This is a genomic window from Aquincola tertiaricarbonis, assembly GCF_023573145.1.
GTDB classification, from domain to species: domain Bacteria; phylum Pseudomonadota; class Gammaproteobacteria; order Burkholderiales; family Burkholderiaceae_C; genus Aquincola; species Aquincola tertiaricarbonis_B.
Window position 1 is genome coordinate 171,198 of record NZ_CP097635.1, and the last position, 16,512, is coordinate 187,709.

22 protein-coding genes are annotated in these 16,512 nt (G+C 73.5%); 2 read left to right on the top strand and 20 right to left on the bottom strand.

Annotated features, from left to right (window positions below):
- Positions 1 to 66 precede the first annotated feature (66 nt).
- Both MW290_RS00780 and MW290_RS00785 read left to right on the top strand, forming a co-directional pair.
- Complete coding sequence (locus tag MW290_RS00780) at positions 67 to 969, top strand: LysR family transcriptional regulator (RefSeq protein WP_250195458.1); 903 nt, start codon at positions 67 to 69, stop codon at positions 967 to 969.
- Positions 970 to 1,055: 86 nt separating this feature from the next.
- Positions 1,056 to 1,529 carry a GNAT family N-acetyltransferase gene (locus MW290_RS00785; protein WP_250195459.1) on the top strand — a complete coding sequence of 158 codons (474 nt, stop codon included), beginning with the start codon at positions 1,056 to 1,058 and terminating at the stop codon, positions 1,527 to 1,529.
- Here MW290_RS00785 and MW290_RS00790 read toward each other — a convergent pair.
- The 20 genes from MW290_RS00790 to MW290_RS00885 form a co-directional block, all read right to left on the bottom strand.
- Positions 1,444 to 2,181: a hypothetical protein gene (locus tag MW290_RS00790; RefSeq protein WP_250195460.1), complete on the bottom strand. Its 738-nt coding sequence runs from the start codon at positions 2,179 to 2,181 to the stop codon at positions 1,444 to 1,446. The two genes, MW290_RS00785 and MW290_RS00790, sit on opposite strands and share 86 nt — an antisense overlap.
- Entirely contained in the window at positions 2,171 to 2,425 is a 255-nt protein-coding gene (locus MW290_RS00795) for a hypothetical protein (RefSeq protein WP_250195461.1), read from the bottom strand. The genes MW290_RS00790 and MW290_RS00795 overlap by 11 nt, the downstream gene beginning before the upstream one ends.
- An 87-nt stretch (positions 2,426 to 2,512) precedes the next feature.
- Complete coding sequence (locus MW290_RS00800) at positions 2,513 to 3,271, bottom strand: DUF1521 domain-containing protein (RefSeq protein ID WP_250195462.1); 759 nt, start codon at positions 3,269 to 3,271, stop codon at positions 2,513 to 2,515.
- Between the two features lie 123 nt (positions 3,272 to 3,394).
- Entirely contained in the window at positions 3,395 to 4,195 is an 801-nt protein-coding gene (gene sctT / locus MW290_RS00805) for a type III secretion system export apparatus subunit SctT (protein ID WP_250195463.1), read from the bottom strand.
- A gap of 3 nt (positions 4,196 to 4,198) precedes the next feature.
- A complete protein-coding gene (gene sctS, locus MW290_RS00810; protein WP_250195464.1) occupies positions 4,199 to 4,471 on the bottom strand; it encodes a type III secretion system export apparatus subunit SctS in 273 nt (90 codons plus the stop codon).
- Between the two features lie 19 nt (positions 4,472 to 4,490).
- Positions 4,491 to 5,138: a type III secretion system export apparatus subunit SctR gene (gene sctR, locus MW290_RS00815; RefSeq protein WP_310740119.1), complete on the bottom strand. Its 648-nt coding sequence runs from the start codon at positions 5,136 to 5,138 to the stop codon at positions 4,491 to 4,493.
- The gene (locus MW290_RS00820; protein ID WP_250195466.1) at positions 5,135 to 6,043 is read right to left on the bottom strand and encodes a hypothetical protein; all 909 of its coding nucleotides are present in this window, start codon (positions 6,041 to 6,043) and stop codon (positions 5,135 to 5,137) included. Before MW290_RS00820 ends, sctR begins: the two co-directional genes overlap by 4 nt.
- The gene (locus MW290_RS00825; RefSeq protein WP_250195467.1) at positions 6,040 to 6,771 is read right to left on the bottom strand and encodes a response regulator transcription factor; all 732 of its coding nucleotides are present in this window, start codon (positions 6,769 to 6,771) and stop codon (positions 6,040 to 6,042) included. The genes MW290_RS00820 and MW290_RS00825 overlap by 4 nt, the downstream gene beginning before the upstream one ends.
- Positions 6,768 to 8,045 (bottom strand): sensor histidine kinase, encoded by a 1,278-nt coding sequence (locus MW290_RS00830; protein ID WP_250195468.1) that lies wholly within the window; start codon positions 8,043 to 8,045, stop codon positions 6,768 to 6,770. Before MW290_RS00830 ends, MW290_RS00825 begins: the two co-directional genes overlap by 4 nt.
- Positions 8,042 to 9,283 (bottom strand): hypothetical protein, encoded by a 1,242-nt coding sequence (locus MW290_RS00835; protein WP_250195469.1) that lies wholly within the window; start codon positions 9,281 to 9,283, stop codon positions 8,042 to 8,044. Before MW290_RS00835 ends, MW290_RS00830 begins: the two co-directional genes overlap by 4 nt.
- A complete protein-coding gene (locus MW290_RS00840) occupies positions 9,280 to 9,942 on the bottom strand; it encodes a DUF6683 family protein (protein WP_250195470.1) in 663 nt (220 codons plus the stop codon). Before MW290_RS00840 ends, MW290_RS00835 begins: the two co-directional genes overlap by 4 nt.
- Complete coding sequence (locus tag MW290_RS00845) at positions 9,939 to 10,643, bottom strand: hypothetical protein (RefSeq protein ID WP_250195471.1); 705 nt, start codon at positions 10,641 to 10,643, stop codon at positions 9,939 to 9,941. Before MW290_RS00845 ends, MW290_RS00840 begins: the two co-directional genes overlap by 4 nt.
- Positions 10,640 to 11,134 (bottom strand): hypothetical protein, encoded by a 495-nt coding sequence (locus MW290_RS00850; protein WP_250195472.1) that lies wholly within the window; start codon positions 11,132 to 11,134, stop codon positions 10,640 to 10,642. Before MW290_RS00850 ends, MW290_RS00845 begins: the two co-directional genes overlap by 4 nt.
- Before the next feature lie 24 nt (positions 11,135 to 11,158).
- Positions 11,159 to 12,523, bottom strand: a complete 1,365-nt coding sequence (locus MW290_RS00855) for a FliI/YscN family ATPase (RefSeq protein ID WP_250195473.1) — start codon at positions 12,521 to 12,523, stop codon at positions 11,159 to 11,161.
- The gene (locus MW290_RS00860; RefSeq protein WP_250195474.1) at positions 12,520 to 13,152 is read right to left on the bottom strand and encodes a FliH/SctL family protein; all 633 of its coding nucleotides are present in this window, start codon (positions 13,150 to 13,152) and stop codon (positions 12,520 to 12,522) included. The genes MW290_RS00855 and MW290_RS00860 overlap by 4 nt, the downstream gene beginning before the upstream one ends.
- Positions 13,149 to 13,670, bottom strand: a complete 522-nt coding sequence (locus MW290_RS00865; protein ID WP_250196706.1) for a hypothetical protein — start codon at positions 13,668 to 13,670, stop codon at positions 13,149 to 13,151. Before MW290_RS00865 ends, MW290_RS00860 begins: the two co-directional genes overlap by 4 nt.
- 5 nt (positions 13,671 to 13,675) lie before the next feature.
- Positions 13,676 to 14,509, bottom strand: a complete 834-nt coding sequence (gene sctJ / locus MW290_RS00870; protein WP_250195475.1) for a type III secretion system inner membrane ring lipoprotein SctJ — start codon at positions 14,507 to 14,509, stop codon at positions 13,676 to 13,678.
- 39 nt (positions 14,510 to 14,548) lie between these two features.
- Positions 14,549 to 14,974, bottom strand: coding sequence for an EscF/YscF/HrpA family type III secretion system needle major subunit (locus MW290_RS00875; RefSeq protein WP_250195476.1), 426 nt, complete (start codon positions 14,972 to 14,974; stop codon positions 14,549 to 14,551).
- A 10-nt stretch (positions 14,975 to 14,984) separates the two neighbouring features.
- The gene (locus MW290_RS00880) at positions 14,985 to 15,290 is read right to left on the bottom strand and encodes a hypothetical protein (RefSeq protein WP_250195477.1); all 306 of its coding nucleotides are present in this window, start codon (positions 15,288 to 15,290) and stop codon (positions 14,985 to 14,987) included.
- A 40-nt stretch (positions 15,291 to 15,330) separates the two neighbouring features.
- Positions 15,331 to 16,512 carry a SctD/MshK family protein gene (locus MW290_RS00885; protein ID WP_250195478.1) on the bottom strand — a complete coding sequence of 394 codons (1,182 nt, stop codon included), beginning with the start codon at positions 16,510 to 16,512 and terminating at the stop codon, positions 15,331 to 15,333.

A 16,512-nucleotide genomic window follows, 5' to 3' on the forward strand; every position in this document is an offset into this window, starting at 1 on the left:
CCGGCGTCACTTCCGTAAAATTCATTGTTGCTGACGAAACGTTCCACGAAAGCGAAGGATGCAGGCATGTCCCGGTTGAACTTCCACCACCTGCACTACTTCTGGGCCGTCGCCAAGGAAGGCCACCTGACCCGCGCCGCGGCGCAGCTGCACGTGTCGCAATCGGTGCTGTCCACGCAGATCAAGCGCCTGGAAGATCAGCTGGGGCATGCCTTGTTCCAGCGCGTGGGGCGCAGGCTGCAGCTGACCGAAGCCGGCCGCATGACGCTCACCTATGCCGAGTCCATCTTCACCTCGGGCAACGAGCTGCTGGCCATGCTGCGCGACGGCCGCTCGCAGGCGCTGCAGGTGCTGCGCATCGGCTCGGTGGCCACGCTGTCGCGCAACTTCCAGGAGAACTTCGTCAGGCCGCTGCTGGAGCGCAGCGACGTGTCGCTGGTGCTGCAGTCAGGCAGCCTGGAAGAGCTGCTGCAGCGGCTGCGCGTGCACACGCTGGACCTGGTGCTGTCCAACCGCCGGGTGCATGCCGATGCCGATCACCCCTGGCGCTGCCGGCTGCTGGCACGCCAGCCGGTGAGCCTGGTGGGCCGGCCCCGCGGCCGGCGCCGCGCCTTCCGCTTTCCGCAGGACCTGGCCGAGGTGCCGCTGCTGCTGCCCGGCCGCAGCAGCGACATCCGCGCCGGCTTCGACCTGCTGTGCGAACAGCACGGCCTGCGCTGCCAGGTGCTGGCCGAGGTAGACGACATGGCGATGCTGCGGCTGCTGGCCCGCGACACCGGCGCCGGCGCCGTGGCCTTGCTGCCCAGCGTGGTGGTGCGCGACGAACTGGCCAGCGGCCAGCTGGTGGAGTACTGCGTGGTGCCCGATCTGATCGAAACCTTCTACGCCATCACCATCCAGCGCCACTTCGAGCCGCCGCTGCTCACGGCCCTGCTGCGGCGCGACGCCACCGACGTGCTGGGAAGCTGAGAACACCCCCAAGAGAACGATTCGCTTGCGGGGCCCCCGTGCCTACAGTGAGAACCATTCTCACTAGACACTTCAGGAGGCCCGCCTTGCAAGCGCTGATCCAGCACCGTGTGCAGCCCATCCGCCCCGTGCCCGCCCGGGAGCACGCCGAGCTGCTGCACATCTGGGAGAAAAGCGAGTTCGAGTTGCTGGGCCGTGCCAGCCTGGCCCCGCTCTACCGCTGCAACCACGAGATCCGCCGCCTGCTGCTGGAGGTCTCGGGCGTGTATGCCTACCCCAGCTCGCGCGGTGCGCCGGTGGCCTTCGTCGCGGTGGCGGAAGAGCGCATCGCGCTGCTCGACGTGCTGCCCGACTACCGCTACCAGGGCATCGGCAGCGCGCTGCTGCGCTTTGCGGTGCAGCAGGCCGGCGCCCGCGAGGTGGAGCTGCCCGACGCCTGGACCGAAGCCCAGGCCTTCTACCGCCACCATGGCTTCACCCGCAACGGCCCCACGGTGACCGGCCTGTTCCGTGGCAGCCGCCAGACGCTGGTGCGGCTGGCCTGCCCGGCGCACTGGTAGGCGCCCCAGCGCCCTGCCCTGGCCCACCCGCCACCGCGGCCATGAAAGCCTGTGTGGCGGCGGTCAAGGTGTACGCGCTGCCGTCCTGCCAGGCCTGGGCCAGGGCCCGCAGCCCGGCGCGGGTGTCGCGCGACAAGGCCCCGCCGATCGGATCGTCGGCCACCATGCACAGCCGCGCGGCATAGCCCTCACGAGCACGTTGGCTGCGCGACAGCAGCCCCAGCAGCTTGCCCAGCGAAGCGCTGAACGCCTCGCGCCGGTCGGCCACCGGGCCTTCGGCCTGGACGTACCAGGCGCACAGGTACTCCACCGGCCCCAGCGCCTGGCCGCCACGCCCGGCCGGGCCACCACCGGTCCACGAAGGCGGGGCGCCCCATGCCGGCCGCCGGCCGCTGGGCACGCGGCCGCTGGCCAGGCCGTCGACCAGGGCCTGGGCCACCGCGGCCTGGGCCGCGTCGGTGCCATGGGTGGCCACCACGCACAGCACCTTGAGGAAGGCCGGGTACAGCTGGTCGCCCAGCGCATCGCACAGGCGTTCCAGCAGTTCGATGCGTTCGGCCGCACCATCGGCATGGGCACATCCGTCGATCAGCAACTGGGCCGCACCGGCCCAGTCGGGGGCTTCACGCAGTGTCAGGGCCTCAGCCTGCATCGCCGGGCGAGCGGGTGAGCGCGGCCAGGAACTGCTGTTCCAGCGCATCGATGGCCAGCCGCGCCGAACGCGGGCCGGCCTGCAGCAGTGCGCCGCCCACGCCGTCGTCGGCCAGCAGCCACGCCGCCGGGTCCGGCCCAGCGGCCGATGCGGCCGACGGCGGGCCCGCGACGGGCGACAAGCCCTGCAGGCGGGAGATGGTCGAGGCGTGGAAGGCCGAGGCGTGGAAGGCGGAGACGTTCATGGCGGCGGCGAAAGCAGGTGTTCAGGCTAGCCGCTGGCAGGTGCCCCGGCCCAGTCAGGGTGCACCCCAGCTGGGGTCGACCCCAGCTCAATCCGCCTGCGCGCGGAACCAGCCTGTGGTCTCGCTGCGGGGGGTGAGCACGAAGGCCTGGCGCAGGCGGTCGCCGCTGCCGGCTTCCACGCTGGCGGCCACGCTGCCGATGAAGAAGATGGACAGCAGGCTGCCCATCTGGCGGAAGGCGTCGGCGAACTGCGCCTGCAGCGCGCCGCCCTTCTTCAGGTCGGTCTCGTTGATGTACTGCTGGTCGACCTTGCGCACCTGGCCGGCGCTGTCCAGCGCCAGGAAGCCCTGGCCGAAGCGGTTCTCGTGCAGCACGTTGCCATCGTCCACCGCCAGGTCGGCCAGCCGGCCCCAGCCCTTGGCCTCCTCGAACTGCAGGTCGCCGCGGGTGTTGCTGTCGATGCCGCTGACGTGCACCGCATAGTCCTCGTTGGTGATGGTGACCTTGGACGACACCGTGGCCTCGGCATTGCCCTGCCAGGGCGTGGTCTCGATGGTCACCTTGGTGCCGTCGTCCAGCGCGAAGGTGGTGGTGCCCCAGAAGTCGAAGCTGTGCTTGCCGTCGATGTCCACATGCGGGTCGCCCCAGATGCGGTAGTCCTCGCCGGTGTTCTTGTTCTGGATGCGGACGGTGTTGTCGTCGTCCATCGTGATGCGGTAGTTGTCGTTCTCGAACTGCACCTTGCCACCCACCATGGTGGTTGCCGCGTTCGTCGGGTTGCCGGGGTCGGCGGCGCGGGTGGACAAGGCGCTGGTGGACAGCACCGCAGCAGACTGCACGTTCATGGGAAAGCTCCTGGTGGTGATCGTTGCGACCGCTACTTCAGCAGCAAGACCGCCGCGCCGCATGCCGGGGTGTGCCCCAGCTGGGGTGCACCGCAACGGCCGACCGGAACTTGAACGCCAGCCCTAGCCCGGCGGGAACAGCCGGGCCAGCGTGGGCAGCACCGCCGCGATGCGGCGCGCCAGCTCGTCGGCGAAGCCCTGCACCAGCGTGCCCAGCAGCAGCAGCCAGATGGCGGTGGCCGCCAGGGCCTTGAGCGACATCGACACCGCGATGACGTTGAGCTGCGGCGCATAGCGGTTGACCAGGCCCAGCGACAGGTCGACCGCGAACATCACCACCAGCGCGGGCGCGGCCAGCAGAAAGGCCAGCGCCATCAGCTCGTGCAGATAGCCCTCGAACACGCCCAGGCCCTGCAAGCGCGGCAGCAGGCCGGGCTGGGCCAGCGGCCAGGCGCGGAAGCTCTCGAGCAGCACGCCGATGAAGAGCATGAAGCCACCGCCGAACATGAAGAGAAAGCCGGCCAGCCGGCCCAGCAGCGCGCCGGTGACCGAGACCTGCTGGCCCGACATCGGGTCCATCAGCTGGCCGTTGCCCACCGCCACCTTGGTGTCGACGATCTGGCCCGCGGCCTCGAAGGCCCACAGAAAGGCGGCCAGGCCGAAGCCCAGCGCGAGGCCCAGCACCGCCTCACGCCCGAACAGCAGCAGCCATTGCAGCGCGCCGAAGCCGGCCAGCGCCACCGTGGGCTGCAGCGCCAGCGTCAGGCAGCCCAGCGACAGGAACATGGCATTGCGCACCAGGGCCGGCACCGTGTCGGGCGCCAGCACCGGCAGCAGCACGAAGGCCACCGCGATGCGGGTGGTGGCCAGGCCCACCAGCAGCGCCACGTCGCCCAGTGAGCCGATGGGGGCGAACAGGTCCATGCGCTAGCGCCGCACCATGCCGGCAAAGCCGCTCATCACCGTGTCGGTGTACTGCAGCAGCGTGCCACCCAGCAGCGAAGCGGTGAGGAAGATGGTGAGCACGATGGCGAAGAACTTGGCCGCGTACTGGAAGGTCTGCTCCTGGATCTGCGTGGCCGCCTGCAGGAAGGCGATGACCAGGCCGATGATGGCCGCCACGATGACCGGCGGTGCCGACAGCAGCAGCACCAGCCACAGTGCCTGGTAGGTCAGTTGCAAGGCTTCGCTCTGCATCATGGGTGGGTTCTCCTCGGGCTCATGCGTAGGACAGCACGAGGCCGTGCACCAGCTTGATCCAGCCGTCCACCAGCACGAACAGCAGCAGCTTGAAAGGCAGCGAGACGGTGGTGGGCGTCAGCATCTGCATGCCCATGGACATCAGGATGTTGCTGATCACCAGGTCGATCACCAGAAAGGGCAGGAAGATCAGGAAGCCGATCTGGAAGGCCGTGGACAGCTCGCTGACGGTGAAGGCCGGCAGCACCACGATGAAGTCGCGTTCGCTGACCTGCGCGGCGCGGTCGGCGCTGAGCGACTTCTGCGCGGTGCGGTGGAAGAAGGCCCGCTCACGCGGATGCGAATGGCGGATGAGGAACTCGCGCAGCGGCTCCTTGGCGCGGTCGGCCGCGGCCAGCAGCGATTCGGTGCTGCTGCCCAGGCCCTGCACGCTGCCCACGCGCTCGGCCATCTGCTGGCCCACCGGGAACATCACGTACAGGCTGAGCACGATGGCCATGCCGTTGAGCACCACATTGGGCGGCACCTGCTGCAGGCCCAGCGCATTGCGCAGCAGGCTCAGCACCACGATGATCTTGGTGAAGGACGTGACCATCACCGCAACGAAGGGCGCCAGCGCCAGCACGATGACCGTGACCAGCGCCGACGAGGGCGTGAACTGGTTCAGGTCCATGCAGGCTCCTCTGGCGCTGCCATGGCCACCGGCACCCAGGCCGCGCCCTGCAGCACCGGCACCACCTGGCCGAGCCGGTCCACGCCCGGGCCTTGCAGGCGGGCCAGACCGTCGGGCCTGAGGGGTGACGGCGCGGCCTCGCCATCGGGTGCGGGCCAGCCGAGCAAGGCGGGCAGGCTCAGCATCCAGGGCTCGGCCAGCACCACGCGCCAGGCCGGCTCAGCGTCCTGCGCGTCCTGGTGGTCCTGCTTGTCATCCACCAGCGGCCTTGGTGAGGCAGGCGCCACCGGCGTGCCGGGTCCGCCCCAGGTGGCCGGCCAGGCCAGGCCCCAGCGTGGCGCGCGCAGCCGCACCGGCCAGCGCGCCTCGAAGGCACCGGGCAGCAGCAAGGCGCCCGGCGCCTCGCCGGCATCGGCGGGCAGCTGGTCGGCGGGGTAGCAGGCCAGCTCCACCTGCAAGGCCAGCTCAGGCACCTGCAGCAGGCCCGCGGGCGGCGCGGGTTGCGCGGCCAGCCAGGCCACCGGGCACCACAGCCGGGTGCCGGCCGGTGCCAGGCCCGCGGTGGCCGGCTCGGCGGCGATGGCGGCCAGCGGCTCGGAAGCGGTTTCGCCCGCCAGGCCATCGGCCGCTTGCGGTGCGCCGGCCCGCAGCAGGCCCGCGAACACCGCGCCAGCCGGCGCGGCTGGGGCTTCTGCCAGCGGCTGCGGGTCCAGCGGCTGGCCGCACCAGGCCTGCAGCGCGGCCAGCCAGGGTTCGGCCTCGGCCAGCCGCAGCGCCAGCGCCACGGCGTCGGGCGGGGCGTCGTCGGCCGGTGCACCGCCGGGAGGCGGCATCGTCAGCAGCAGGCGCCCGCCTTCCAGCGCGCAGGCGTATCGCCAGGGGGACGGCGGCGACGTCATGCCACCCGGCCGCTCACCACCATGGTGATGAGGTGCGTCACCGAGCTGGCCTGCAGCTTGTCCATCACGCGCTTGCGGTGCAGCTCCACCGTCTTGATGCTGATGCCCATGCGGTCGGCGATGACCTTGTTGAGCTTGCCCTCCACCACCCAGCCCAGCAGTTCACGCTCACGCGGCGTCAGGCGCGCCAGGCGCTGCTGCCAGGCCTGCCGGGCCGGCTCTTCCACAGCGGGCACGGCGGTAGCCCCCGGCGCGGTGGCCGGCACCGGCTGCATGGCCGCCGGCGGCACCGGCACCACGGCGGCGGCAGGCACCGCGCTGGCATGGAAGGCGCGGTCCAGCGCCTCTTCCAGCGCCTGGTCGGCGAACGGCTTTTCCAGGAAGCTCACCGCGCCGCGCTGCATGGCCTGCACGGCCAGCGGCACATCGCCGTGGCCGGTCATGTACACCACCGGCCAGGGCATGCCTTGCGCGCGCAGGCGGTCGTGCAGGTCCAGGCCGCTCATGCCGGGCATGCGCACGTCCAGCAGCACGCAGGCGGGGCCGCTGGGGCGGGCGTTGCACAGGCCGGCCAGGGCCTCGGCGGGGTCGGCGAAGTCCACCACCTCGTAGCCGGCGCCGGCCAGCCACCAGTGGGCCGAGCTGCGGAAGTCGGCGTTGTCGTCGACGATGAAGATGGTGCGCGTAGAGGCGTCGGTCGGGTGGCCAGGTTGGGGGGCGGTGTTCATGTCGTTCTCCCGGGGGCGTTGGGCGCTTCGGCCGGCAGCAGCGGCAGCGCCAGGTGGAAGCTGCAGCCGCGCTCGGGCTGGCCGTCAGGCCCCTCGTTGCGGCTGAACCAGAGCCGGCCTTGATGCAGCTCGGCGAACGATCGGCAGATGTTCAGCCCGATGCCCATGCCGTTGGGCTTGCTGGACTGGAAGGGCACGAACAGCTGGGCCGCGTCGTCGCTGGGCAGGCCGCAGCCGTTGTCGCGCAGGCGCAGCACGGCTTCACGGCCGGAGCGTTCCACGCTCAAGCGCAGCGCCAGCCGGCGCGGCACGCGGCCATGGGCATCGGGCGGGTTGTCGCGCATGGCCTCGATGGCATTGCGCATCAGGTTGACGAAGATCTGCTGCAGCATCACCTCGTCGCCCTGCACCGGGCAGGGCCGCGGGGCCAGTTCCAGCTGCACCTCGATGCCGTCGCGCCGCACCTCCCAATCGAGCAGCGCCAGCGATTCGCGCACCACCTGGCCCAGCTCCAGCCGCTGCAACCGCGGGCCGCGGGCCTGGGTGTACTCGCGGATGCGGGCGATGATGCGCGAGGCGAACAGCGCCTGGTCCAGCGCCAGCTGCACGCCGGTCAGCAACTCTTCGCTGCGGGCGGCCGGGCGTTCCAGCCGCATGCGCAGGCCGCGCAGCACGTTGGCCACGGTGCCGATGGGCTGGTTGAGTTCATGCGCCAGGGTGGAAGCCATCTCGCCCACCGACAGCGCGCGGGAAGTGAACAGCAGCTTCTCGCGGTCTTCCAGGTGGCGGCGGGCGGCTTCGGCCTGCTCGTCGGCGGCCGAGTGCGGCAGGGGCGCAGGCTCGGCCGGCGCCGCCACCGCGGGCGCCGTGTCGACGGGCATGGCTTCGGCGGACGCCGCGGCTTCATCGCGGGTCCACAGCAGGCGCACCGCGGCCAGGCCGGGGCGCACCAGCGTAGCCTGGGCATACAGGCCTTCGGCCAGGCGATCGGCCGGCAGGTCCAGCCGCAGCGCGCTGCCGCGCACCAGGCGCACCAGCAAGGCGGTGAGGCCGGGCAGCCGGGGCTCCAGCGCGGCCAGCGGCGCCTCGGCCTGCACGCAGCAATGGCTGCTGAAGGCGGGGCTGCACCAGGGCAGCCGGCGGTGGGTCAGGTCGACCAGCGCCAGGCCGCAGTCGAAGGCGTCCAGCGCCAGCCGCATGGCCTCCTGCTCGCGGCGGCGCGCATCGTCCAGCGCGGTGGCGGCGCGGTGGCGGGGGGTGCGCAGCTCGGTCATGCGGCCAGGCCCTCGGGCTCCACCAGCAGCAGCAGGCTCCATTGGCCGGCCAGCCCGCGCAGGAAGCGGCGCGGCTGCGCCAGAGACAGGTGGGCATGGGCCGGGTCGGGCAGCGCGGGCACATCGCCAAAGCCGATGCGGCAGCCGATGACCGGTGCCGTGCCCGCGGTGCCGGGGGCCGGCGGGCGGCTGCGCAAGCCGTCCAGCGCACCGCCTGTGGTGCGGTGCAGCCGCCACTGCGCGGGCAGGCCGAGTGGGGCCGGGGCCACCCAGCGGGCGGGCAGAGCCAGCACCGCGTGCTGCGGGCCCCCCAGCAACCAGGCCGTCGCACGCCGGCTCGGTTCACCGGCCACCGCGGGCTGTGGGCACACCAGCAGGATGTACCGGCGCAGCTCCAGCTCACGCAGCAGCGGCTGGTGGCCGGCCTGCTGCAGCCGCGCCCGCCAGGCCGCCAGGTCCGGCGGCGCCGCGGGAGCGCCGAGCACCGGTGCATCGGCTTCCTGGGCCGATGCCCCGGTGGCGGCCAACGCCGCGGGGTCGGCGGCGTCGGTCTCCTGGGGGTGATCTTCGTCGGCCGCTGCGTCCTGGCCGGCCGGGGCGTCATCGCCCAGCGGGTGCACACGGCGCACCGGCGGGTGCAGGCGGGTCGGCAATGCGGGGCGGCGCGGCAGCGGCGACGGCGTGGTGAACAGCGGCGACAAGGTCACCGGCACCTGCACGGTGTCCGCAGTGGCCACGGCGCTGCGCGCACCGGCGCCGTGGCTGGCGGAGGGCTGGGCCAGCGCGGCGGCGGTGGCGGGCGCCGCCAGTCCGCCCGACGCGGTCGTGGGCTCCGCAGCAGGGGTTGCGGGACGGCCCGGGGAAGGCGCCGAGGGAGCCGCCAAGGCCGCTGACGCGGGGCCTGGCCAGCCTGCCGTAGCCTGCGCAAGGCCCGCAGCCACCACCGCCTGACCGGCCTGCGCCATTGCGGGTGCCGGTGGCAGGCCGCTGAGCAGCGCTGAGGGGCTGACCGCCGTGCCGGGGCCGGTGGTCGGCAGGCGGTGCGCCGCATCGGCCACAGCCTGTGACCCCGTCGCACCGGCGCCTTCCTGCGTGCCGGTGGAGGCCGATGCTTCACCCGGCTGGCCAGCGCCTTCGGCCGGCTGCGCCACGGCGGCGGCCACCTGCTGCCAGCGCTCGGCCAGGCTGCCGACGCCGGACTCGCCGCCGCCCAAGGGCGTGATCGCGTCCGCGCTCATGCCTGGCCGGCCGCCTTCAGCGCCTCGGCCAGCGGCTGCGCCGGCAGGCGCAGGGTCAGGCCGTGGTCGCCCAGGTGCAGGTGGTCGGGCTGCAGGCCCAGCAGCTGGCGCAGGTAGCCGCGGGCGGCGTTTTGCACGTTGACGCGAGCGGCCGGGCCCTGGCGGCGGGCTTCGTGCTGGCTTTCGCCCACCAGCATGCCCAGCACCGCGAACTGCTCGAACAAGGCCTGGCGTTCGGTGGCCGCTGCCTGCGCCCAGGCCGGGTGCTGGCCCAGCAGCCGGCGCATCTGCCGTTCCACCAGCGCCAGCTGGGCAGGGCTGACGTCGATCTGCTGCAACGCAGCCACGCAGGCCAGCACGAAGTAGGCAGCCGCCTGGCCGACGTCGTCTTCGGGCAGGCCCGACTGCAGGCGCTGCCGGTAGTGCGCCAGGCAGCGGCGGTACAAGGCCAGCGCCTGCTGGCGCGCGGCCGGGCCGCCGGGGTGCGCCGCCGCCAGCTGCTGTGGCGCAGTGGCCTGGGCGGCCGGCAGCACCGTGAGCGGGGCCAGGTCGTCGGCATCGGTGGCAGCGCCGCCCATCAGCAGCTCGCCGAAGCTGGCGGCCAGGCGGTCGGCCAGTGCGGCGGCGCGCAGGTCGGTGGGGGAAGAGGTCGAGGTCATGGCTGGGCTTCTTCTTGGGGTCCGTCGTCCAGATGGGCCGCATGGCGGGCCAGGCGCCCGCGCAGGCGCTCCAGCGCCTCGGGGCTGGTGGTGGCCGTGGGTTGCACCTGCACCCCCAGCCGACCGCCCGCGCTGCGCTGCAGCGCCACGGCCTGCGCGGGCCCGGCGCCATCGGGCAGCAGCAGCCGCCACTGCGCACTGGGGCCTTCGCTGGCCTGCGCCGAGCGCTGCAGCGCCAGCCAGGTGGCGCTGGGCGGCGCCGGCGGTGCGGGGGGCGCGGCATCGGGGGGTGTCACCACCCCTTGGAAAGCAGTCGCGGTGAATGGCAGGCCGCAAGAGGTGGCCAGGGCGGACTCGGCGGGCCGGGGTGATACGACGTCGTCGGCAGGGGCGTCGGCAGGGGCCGCGCGGAGCGGGCGCGTCGGGGGTGCCGCAGGGCTCATGCGGGGCAGATCGCTGCGCGGTGCCGCCTCCGGATCTGGCTGCGGGGCCGGCGTGCAGGTCTGCGCCGCGGCCATGGCACCCAGCGGCGAGCGGTCCGGGTCCACGCCGTCGTCCGTCGGTTCAGGTTCACGGCCCTGCTCCGCCCGCCGCAGCGCGTGCTGGAAGCGGCGGTGCGCTTCGCTGCCTGCATCCTGTGGCCGGGAGACGGCCGCCGCCTCGGGCGGCCGCGGCGCAGGCTGGCGTTCGGTCGTCCTCATGCCCAGGCTCCGGTCAGCGGATGGCGGCGCTGCGGCTCCAGTTCACGTTCCAGCTTCTGGTCCTGCAGCCGCAGCAGCCGGCGGCGGGCATCGTCGCGCAGGTCCTGCACCGCCTGGCACTGGGCGCTGCAGCGGCGCAGCGCGGCCTCGGCTTCGGCCAGGCGGGCCTCGGCCGCCTCCAGCGCGTCTTCGTCGTCGATCAGCGCGTACTCAGCCCGCTCCAGCCGGTCGTCCAGCCATTCGCGGTGAGCGGCGGCGATGCGACCCAGCTGCGGCAGCGCGCTCGCGCCTTCGCCGGCCAGGTGGCGGGCCTGGGCGGCGATGTCGCGCCGCAGCTCATGGATGGTCTGCTGGCGCCGGGCGATGGCCACCCGCGCTTCGTCGCGGGCCTGGCGCAGGGCCGCGCACTGGCGGCGGGCCGCTTCCTCGCGCAGCTGTCGCAGGCGCTGCAGCTGGCTCAGGTCGTGCAAGTCGTGGGCAGGTGCGTTCATCGGGGTTCCTCGTGCGGCGGCGGGTCAGCCCACCGCCTGCTGCAGCTGCTGCAGGGTTTCGTCCCAGGCGCTGGCTTCATCGGGCCGCTGGCGCAGCAGCGCCTGGATGTCGGGCCAGCGGGCGATGGCCTCGTCGGCCAGCGCATCGGCGCCGCGCTGGTATTCGCCCACCTGCAGCAGCAGCCGGATCTCGGCCTGCTTGGCCATCAGCGCGCGCAGCCGAAGGGCGGCCGCCTGGTGGTCGGGCTGGGCCACGCGGTTGAACACGCGGCTGGCGCTGGCGGGCACGTCGATGGCCGGGTAATGGCCGGCCTGCGCCAGCTCGCGCGACAGCACGATGTGGCCGTCGAGGATGGAGCGCACCTCCTCGGCCACCGGGTCGCTGCCGTCTTCGTCTTCGGCCAGCACGGTGTAGAACGCGGTCATCGAGCCATGGGCGTCGTTGCCCGCGCGTTCAAACAGGCGCGGCAGCTCGGCGAACACCGAGGGCGGGAAGCCCCGGCGCACCGGCGGCTCACCCACCGACAGGCCGATCTCGCGCAGCGCACGGGCATAGCGGGTGACGGAATCCATCAGCAGCATCACCCGCGCGCCCTGGGCGCGGAAGCCCTCGGCGATGGCGGTGGCCGCCTGCGCCGCGCGCAGCCGCTCCATCGCCGGGCGCTCCGACGTGGCCACCACCACCACCGAGCGGGCCAGGCCGGCGGCGCCCAGGCTGTCGTCCAGGAACTCGCGCACTTCGCGGCCACGCTCGCCGATCAGCGCCACCACGTTGACATCGCTCTCGGCCTGGCGGGCCAGCATGCCCAGCAGCGTGCTCTTGCCGCCGCCGGCGGTGGCGAACACGCCCACGCGCTGGCCTTCGCCAATGCTGAGCGCGGCATCGATGGCCTTGACGCCGGTGGCGAATACCTGCTGCACCGGCAGCCGCTGCAAAGGGTTGGGCGCGGGCGCCTGCACCGGCCGCCAGGCCAGGCCCTGCGCAGGCAGCGGCTGGCCGTCCAGCGGCTGGCCGAAGGCGTCCAGCACCCGGCCCAGCAGCACGCTGCCGCAGGGCACGGCGGGCGCATCGGACACCACCTCCACCCAGGCATCGGCGGCCACGTCGTCCAGGCTGCCCAGCGGCACCAGGATGGCTTCGCCATGCGACAAGCCCACCACCTCGGCCGGCAGCCGCGCGCCGCGGGCGTCCCACACCAGGCATTGCTGGCCGATGCGGGCCTGCAGGCCGCTCACCCGCAGCGTGGTGCCGAAGGCCTGCACCACCCGGCCACGCTGGCCCAGCGGCCGGCCATGCTGCAGCGCCTGCCACACGGCGGGGCCCAGCAGCGTGGCGGCCTGCGCGCCATGGGCCACCGGATCGACTTGTCTAGACAGGTTACCAGTCATGCCACCTCCTGCGCCGCGGCGGCCTGCAGCTGCCCGCCCAGGCGCTGCAGCTGCTGCGGCAGGCCGGCGATCAGCTGCCCGGCGGGGGTGTCGAACACGCAGTCCAGCGGCGCCAGCGTGGCATCGGGCCGCAGCTGCAGGCGGCTGCCGTCGGCCAGGCCGGGCAGCGCACTGAGGGCCTGCGCCACCTCGGGGTGCAGACGCAGCACCGCCGGCTGTTCCGGCGCCAGCGCCTCGGCGGCGCGGCGCGCCAGCGCGGCCACCACCTCGGCCGGCGCCAGTTCGGCGGTGATGCGCTCGACGATCTGCAGCGCCAGCGCCACCGCGGCCTGGCGCAGCTCGGCCGCCTGCAGCACGGCATCGTCGGCGGCCTGCTGCCAGGCCTCGGCCAGTTGCGGGCCCGCCTGGCGCAGGGCTTCGGCGCGGCCTTCGGTCAGCCCTTGGGCGTGGGCCGCATCACGGGCGCCTTGAAGCTCCGCCTCACGCCGGGTGGCCAGGCTTTCCAGGCGCGCCAGCAGCGCGGTGGCGCTGTGGCAGGCGGTCAGCTCGTCGGCCGACAGCCAGGCCCGGCCCAGGCTCAGGCTGCCCAGCGCGCTGCGGTGCACCGCAATGAACCCAGGCGCCGTCATGGCCGTGCCTCCACGTGACCCGCGGCCGCCACGGCCCCCACCGCCGCGGCAGTGTCGATGGCCGGCAGCGGCGCCAGCGTGTCGGGCCAGAAGGCTTCGCGCAGCATCAACCGCAGCACCGGCGAAGGCACTGCGGCCAGCGCCGCCTCCCGGCCGGCCTGGGCCAGCAGCGCGGGCAGCGTGGTGGCCGTCCAGGGGGGTGCGTGCGGGGCTGCGCTGGCGCCGGCATCGTCACCGGCCTGCAACAGCCGCGTCGCTTCGGAACTGCCGATCAAGGCCTGCAGCTGCTGCAACACCCGGCCGTCGATGCATTGCCGCAGCGCGGCGGCATGGAACCAGGCGCCGACGGCGCACAGCCAGGTGTCGCGCTCGGCCGCGGGCAGTTGGGCCCAGGCGGGCCAGGCCGACAGGTCGGACCAGCCGAGCTGGGCCCGGCGCGGCGCATCGGCCAGCACGCGTGCGGCGGCGGCCCGACGGGCGCGGGCAGTGGTGGCGGCTTCCAGCAATGCGGGGTTCATCATCGTCAGGCCGCGCGGCGCAGCGTGGGTGGAGCCGCCGTGGGTGCAGCGGCCTCGACCGGCTCGACGCCGGTGCCCGCCACCGGCAGCCCGGGCAGGCGCGCGGCCCTGCGCGGCCGGTGCCACAGCCACCAGCCGGCGATGCCGCTGAGCAGCGCCACGCCGCCCAGCACACCGGCCAGCACGGCCCACGGCGAGCGACCGTCGGCCGCCCAGCCGGCCAGGCCCTCGGGCGCTGCGGCCCGCAGCGGCCCCGGCTCGGCCGGGAACAGCGCCACGGTCACGTTGTCATAGGGCAGGCCTTCGATGGAATTGACCACCAGCGCCTTGATCTGCCCCAGCCGGCCGCTCATGTCGACCTGCGGGCGGTGCTTGATGAAGACCGAGGCCGAGGCCGGCGGCGGCTTGTCGGCCAGCAGGTCCTTCTCGGGCACCGCCAGGTGCACCCGCGCCACCACCACGCCATCGATGCTGTGCAAGGTGTTGGCGATCTCCTGCGACAGCGCGTAATTGAGGCGCGCGCGTTCTTCCAGCGGCGACGAGACGAAACCCTCCTTCTTGAACACCTGGCCCAGGCTGTCGAAGCCGTCGCGCGGGTAGCCGCTGGCGTTGAGCGTGGCGATGGCCCGCGCAAAGCTGTCCTTCGGCGCGGTGACGGCGAAGCTGCCGGCCTCGCGCCCGGCCTTGTCGGCCTCGATGCCGGCCTGGCGCAGCACCGACACCATCTCGTTGGCCTGCCGCTCGCTCAGGCCGCCGTACAGCTCCTGCTCGCCGCAGCCGGCCAGCAAGGCGGCGGCCAGGGCGCAGGCCAGCGCGGCACGGCGCGGGGAAGAAGGCATGGGAGGTCGCATCGCAAAGGTCTCCTGCGCGGGCCGGGGTCAGGCCTGCTGGCGGAACAGCTGCTGCAGCCCGTCGGAGGTGCGGTTGGCCGCGTTCGACATCAGCTGGCAATGGAACATGAACTCATGGCAGCGCACGGTGAGCTGCACCATCTGGCCGGGCGACATCGGCTGGCCGCCGGCCACCGCTGCGTCGGCCGCCTGCTGCAGGCCGCTGGCCTGGGCATTGATGGCTTCCAGCGGCTTGAACAGCGCTTGCATGCCGCGGCCCGGCGCCTGGGTGTGCGCGGCCGGCTGCACCGTGACTGGCGAGCCGGCGGCCGCGCCCTGCGCACGGCTCATGGCCTGCGCAAAGGCGCCCACGTCGGCCAGCGACAGGCCATAGCCTGCCCGCAGCGCCGGCGTGGCGCCGCCCATGCCGGCAGCGTCGATGCCCGGCAAGGAAGCGAAGGAAGCATTCAGCATCGCCGCCCCGTCAGTTCTTCTGCGCCATGGTCTTCAGCGCTTCACCGGCCGAGGTGATGGTCGAGTGCGAGCTGGTGGACAGGAAGCCCATCTGCATGGCCTGCGTGCTCAGCATGGTCACGGTGGCGGGCTTGTCGTCGCCGTCGATGATGCGGCCCGAGATGGACTCCAGGTCGGCGGCCTTGCGGTCCAGCGTCTGGCCCCAGGCGGTGGCCATGGCCTCGTACCAGCTGCCCTCGCGCGATTTGCCGCCACTGCTGCTGGTGCTCAAGGGCGCCAGGGCCACCATGCCCATGGGATCGATGGAATTGCTCATTGCTTGCTCTCCTGCATGTGCCCGCTGAAGCGGGGGTTTCTCAGAACACGAGCGGCGTCACGGCGCCGTCCCGATCCAGCAGCACGCGGTGCCGCTCGATGCCGGCGATGCGATGCCCCGTGGGCAGCAGCGCACCTTCGAAATAACGGGTGCCGTCGGCGGTGACGACATAAGGCGGCTCACCCGGCACGATGGACGCGAGCCGCTTGCCGGGGTCGTCCACCACCGGCACCGGGCCGGGTGGCGCCGGCGGCGGCAGGTTGCGCGCGTCGATCGCGGCCAGGCCGGGCACGTCGCGGCGGGCGGCATCGCGCACCCGCTCCAGGCGGCTGGCATCGGCCTCCCGGGTGGTGACGGCCACCGCGCCCTCGCCCACCGCGCGGGCCTGCGCCGGCACGCCGTTGATGCGGTACACGTCGGCCACCGCATCGGCCACCTGCTGGTTGACATGCACCTGCCAGCGGGCCGGCAATGGCTGCGCGGCCAACAGCTGCTCGGCCTGCGCGCGCTGGGCGCCGGTGTCCAGGTAGCCGGTGACCAGCAGGCCATGGCCTTCGGCGTCGGGCCGCACCCGCAGCTGACCCAGCCCGGCCGCCTGCAGCGTGGCCTGCGCCTGCTGCGCCAGCGGCTCACGCGCCGGGGCCGCGGCCGGCTGGGTGTAGGCCGAGGCCAGCATGCCCACCGACACCGCGGCCAGCGCACCACCGCCGGCCACCAGGGCCTGCCAACCGCGACGGCCGGCCCACCACGGCGTGCGGCGGGCCGTCGCGCTGGGCGCCAGCACTTCATCGGTGGCCGTGGCCAGCGGTGGCCAAGCGCCGTCAGGGGTCTGCGCGGCGGCCTGGCGAGCCTCGGGCTGCGGCTGGTCCGCCGCGTCCATCGCCCGCACCAGGCCGACGCGCACCGGGCCCAGCACCAATTCGGCATCGGGCGCGCAATGCGTGCTCTGGCCTGCGGACAGCGACTGGCCGGCCACCTGGGCCCGGCCTTGCAGCACTTGCACCGACAGCGCCTGCGGCTGCAGGCACAAGCGCAGCGCCAGCGGCAGGCCGGCCAGGCCCCGCAGCACGATGTCGCAATCGGCACTGCCGCCCAACGTGAACGGCAGCCCCGGCGGCACCGGCGCGCAGGCGCCGCGTTGCGGGCCGGCCAGCACCTGCAGTTGCAGGCCGTGGCTGGCCGCGTCGGCCAGCGGCAGATCGGATTCGACGGGCGGGTGCAT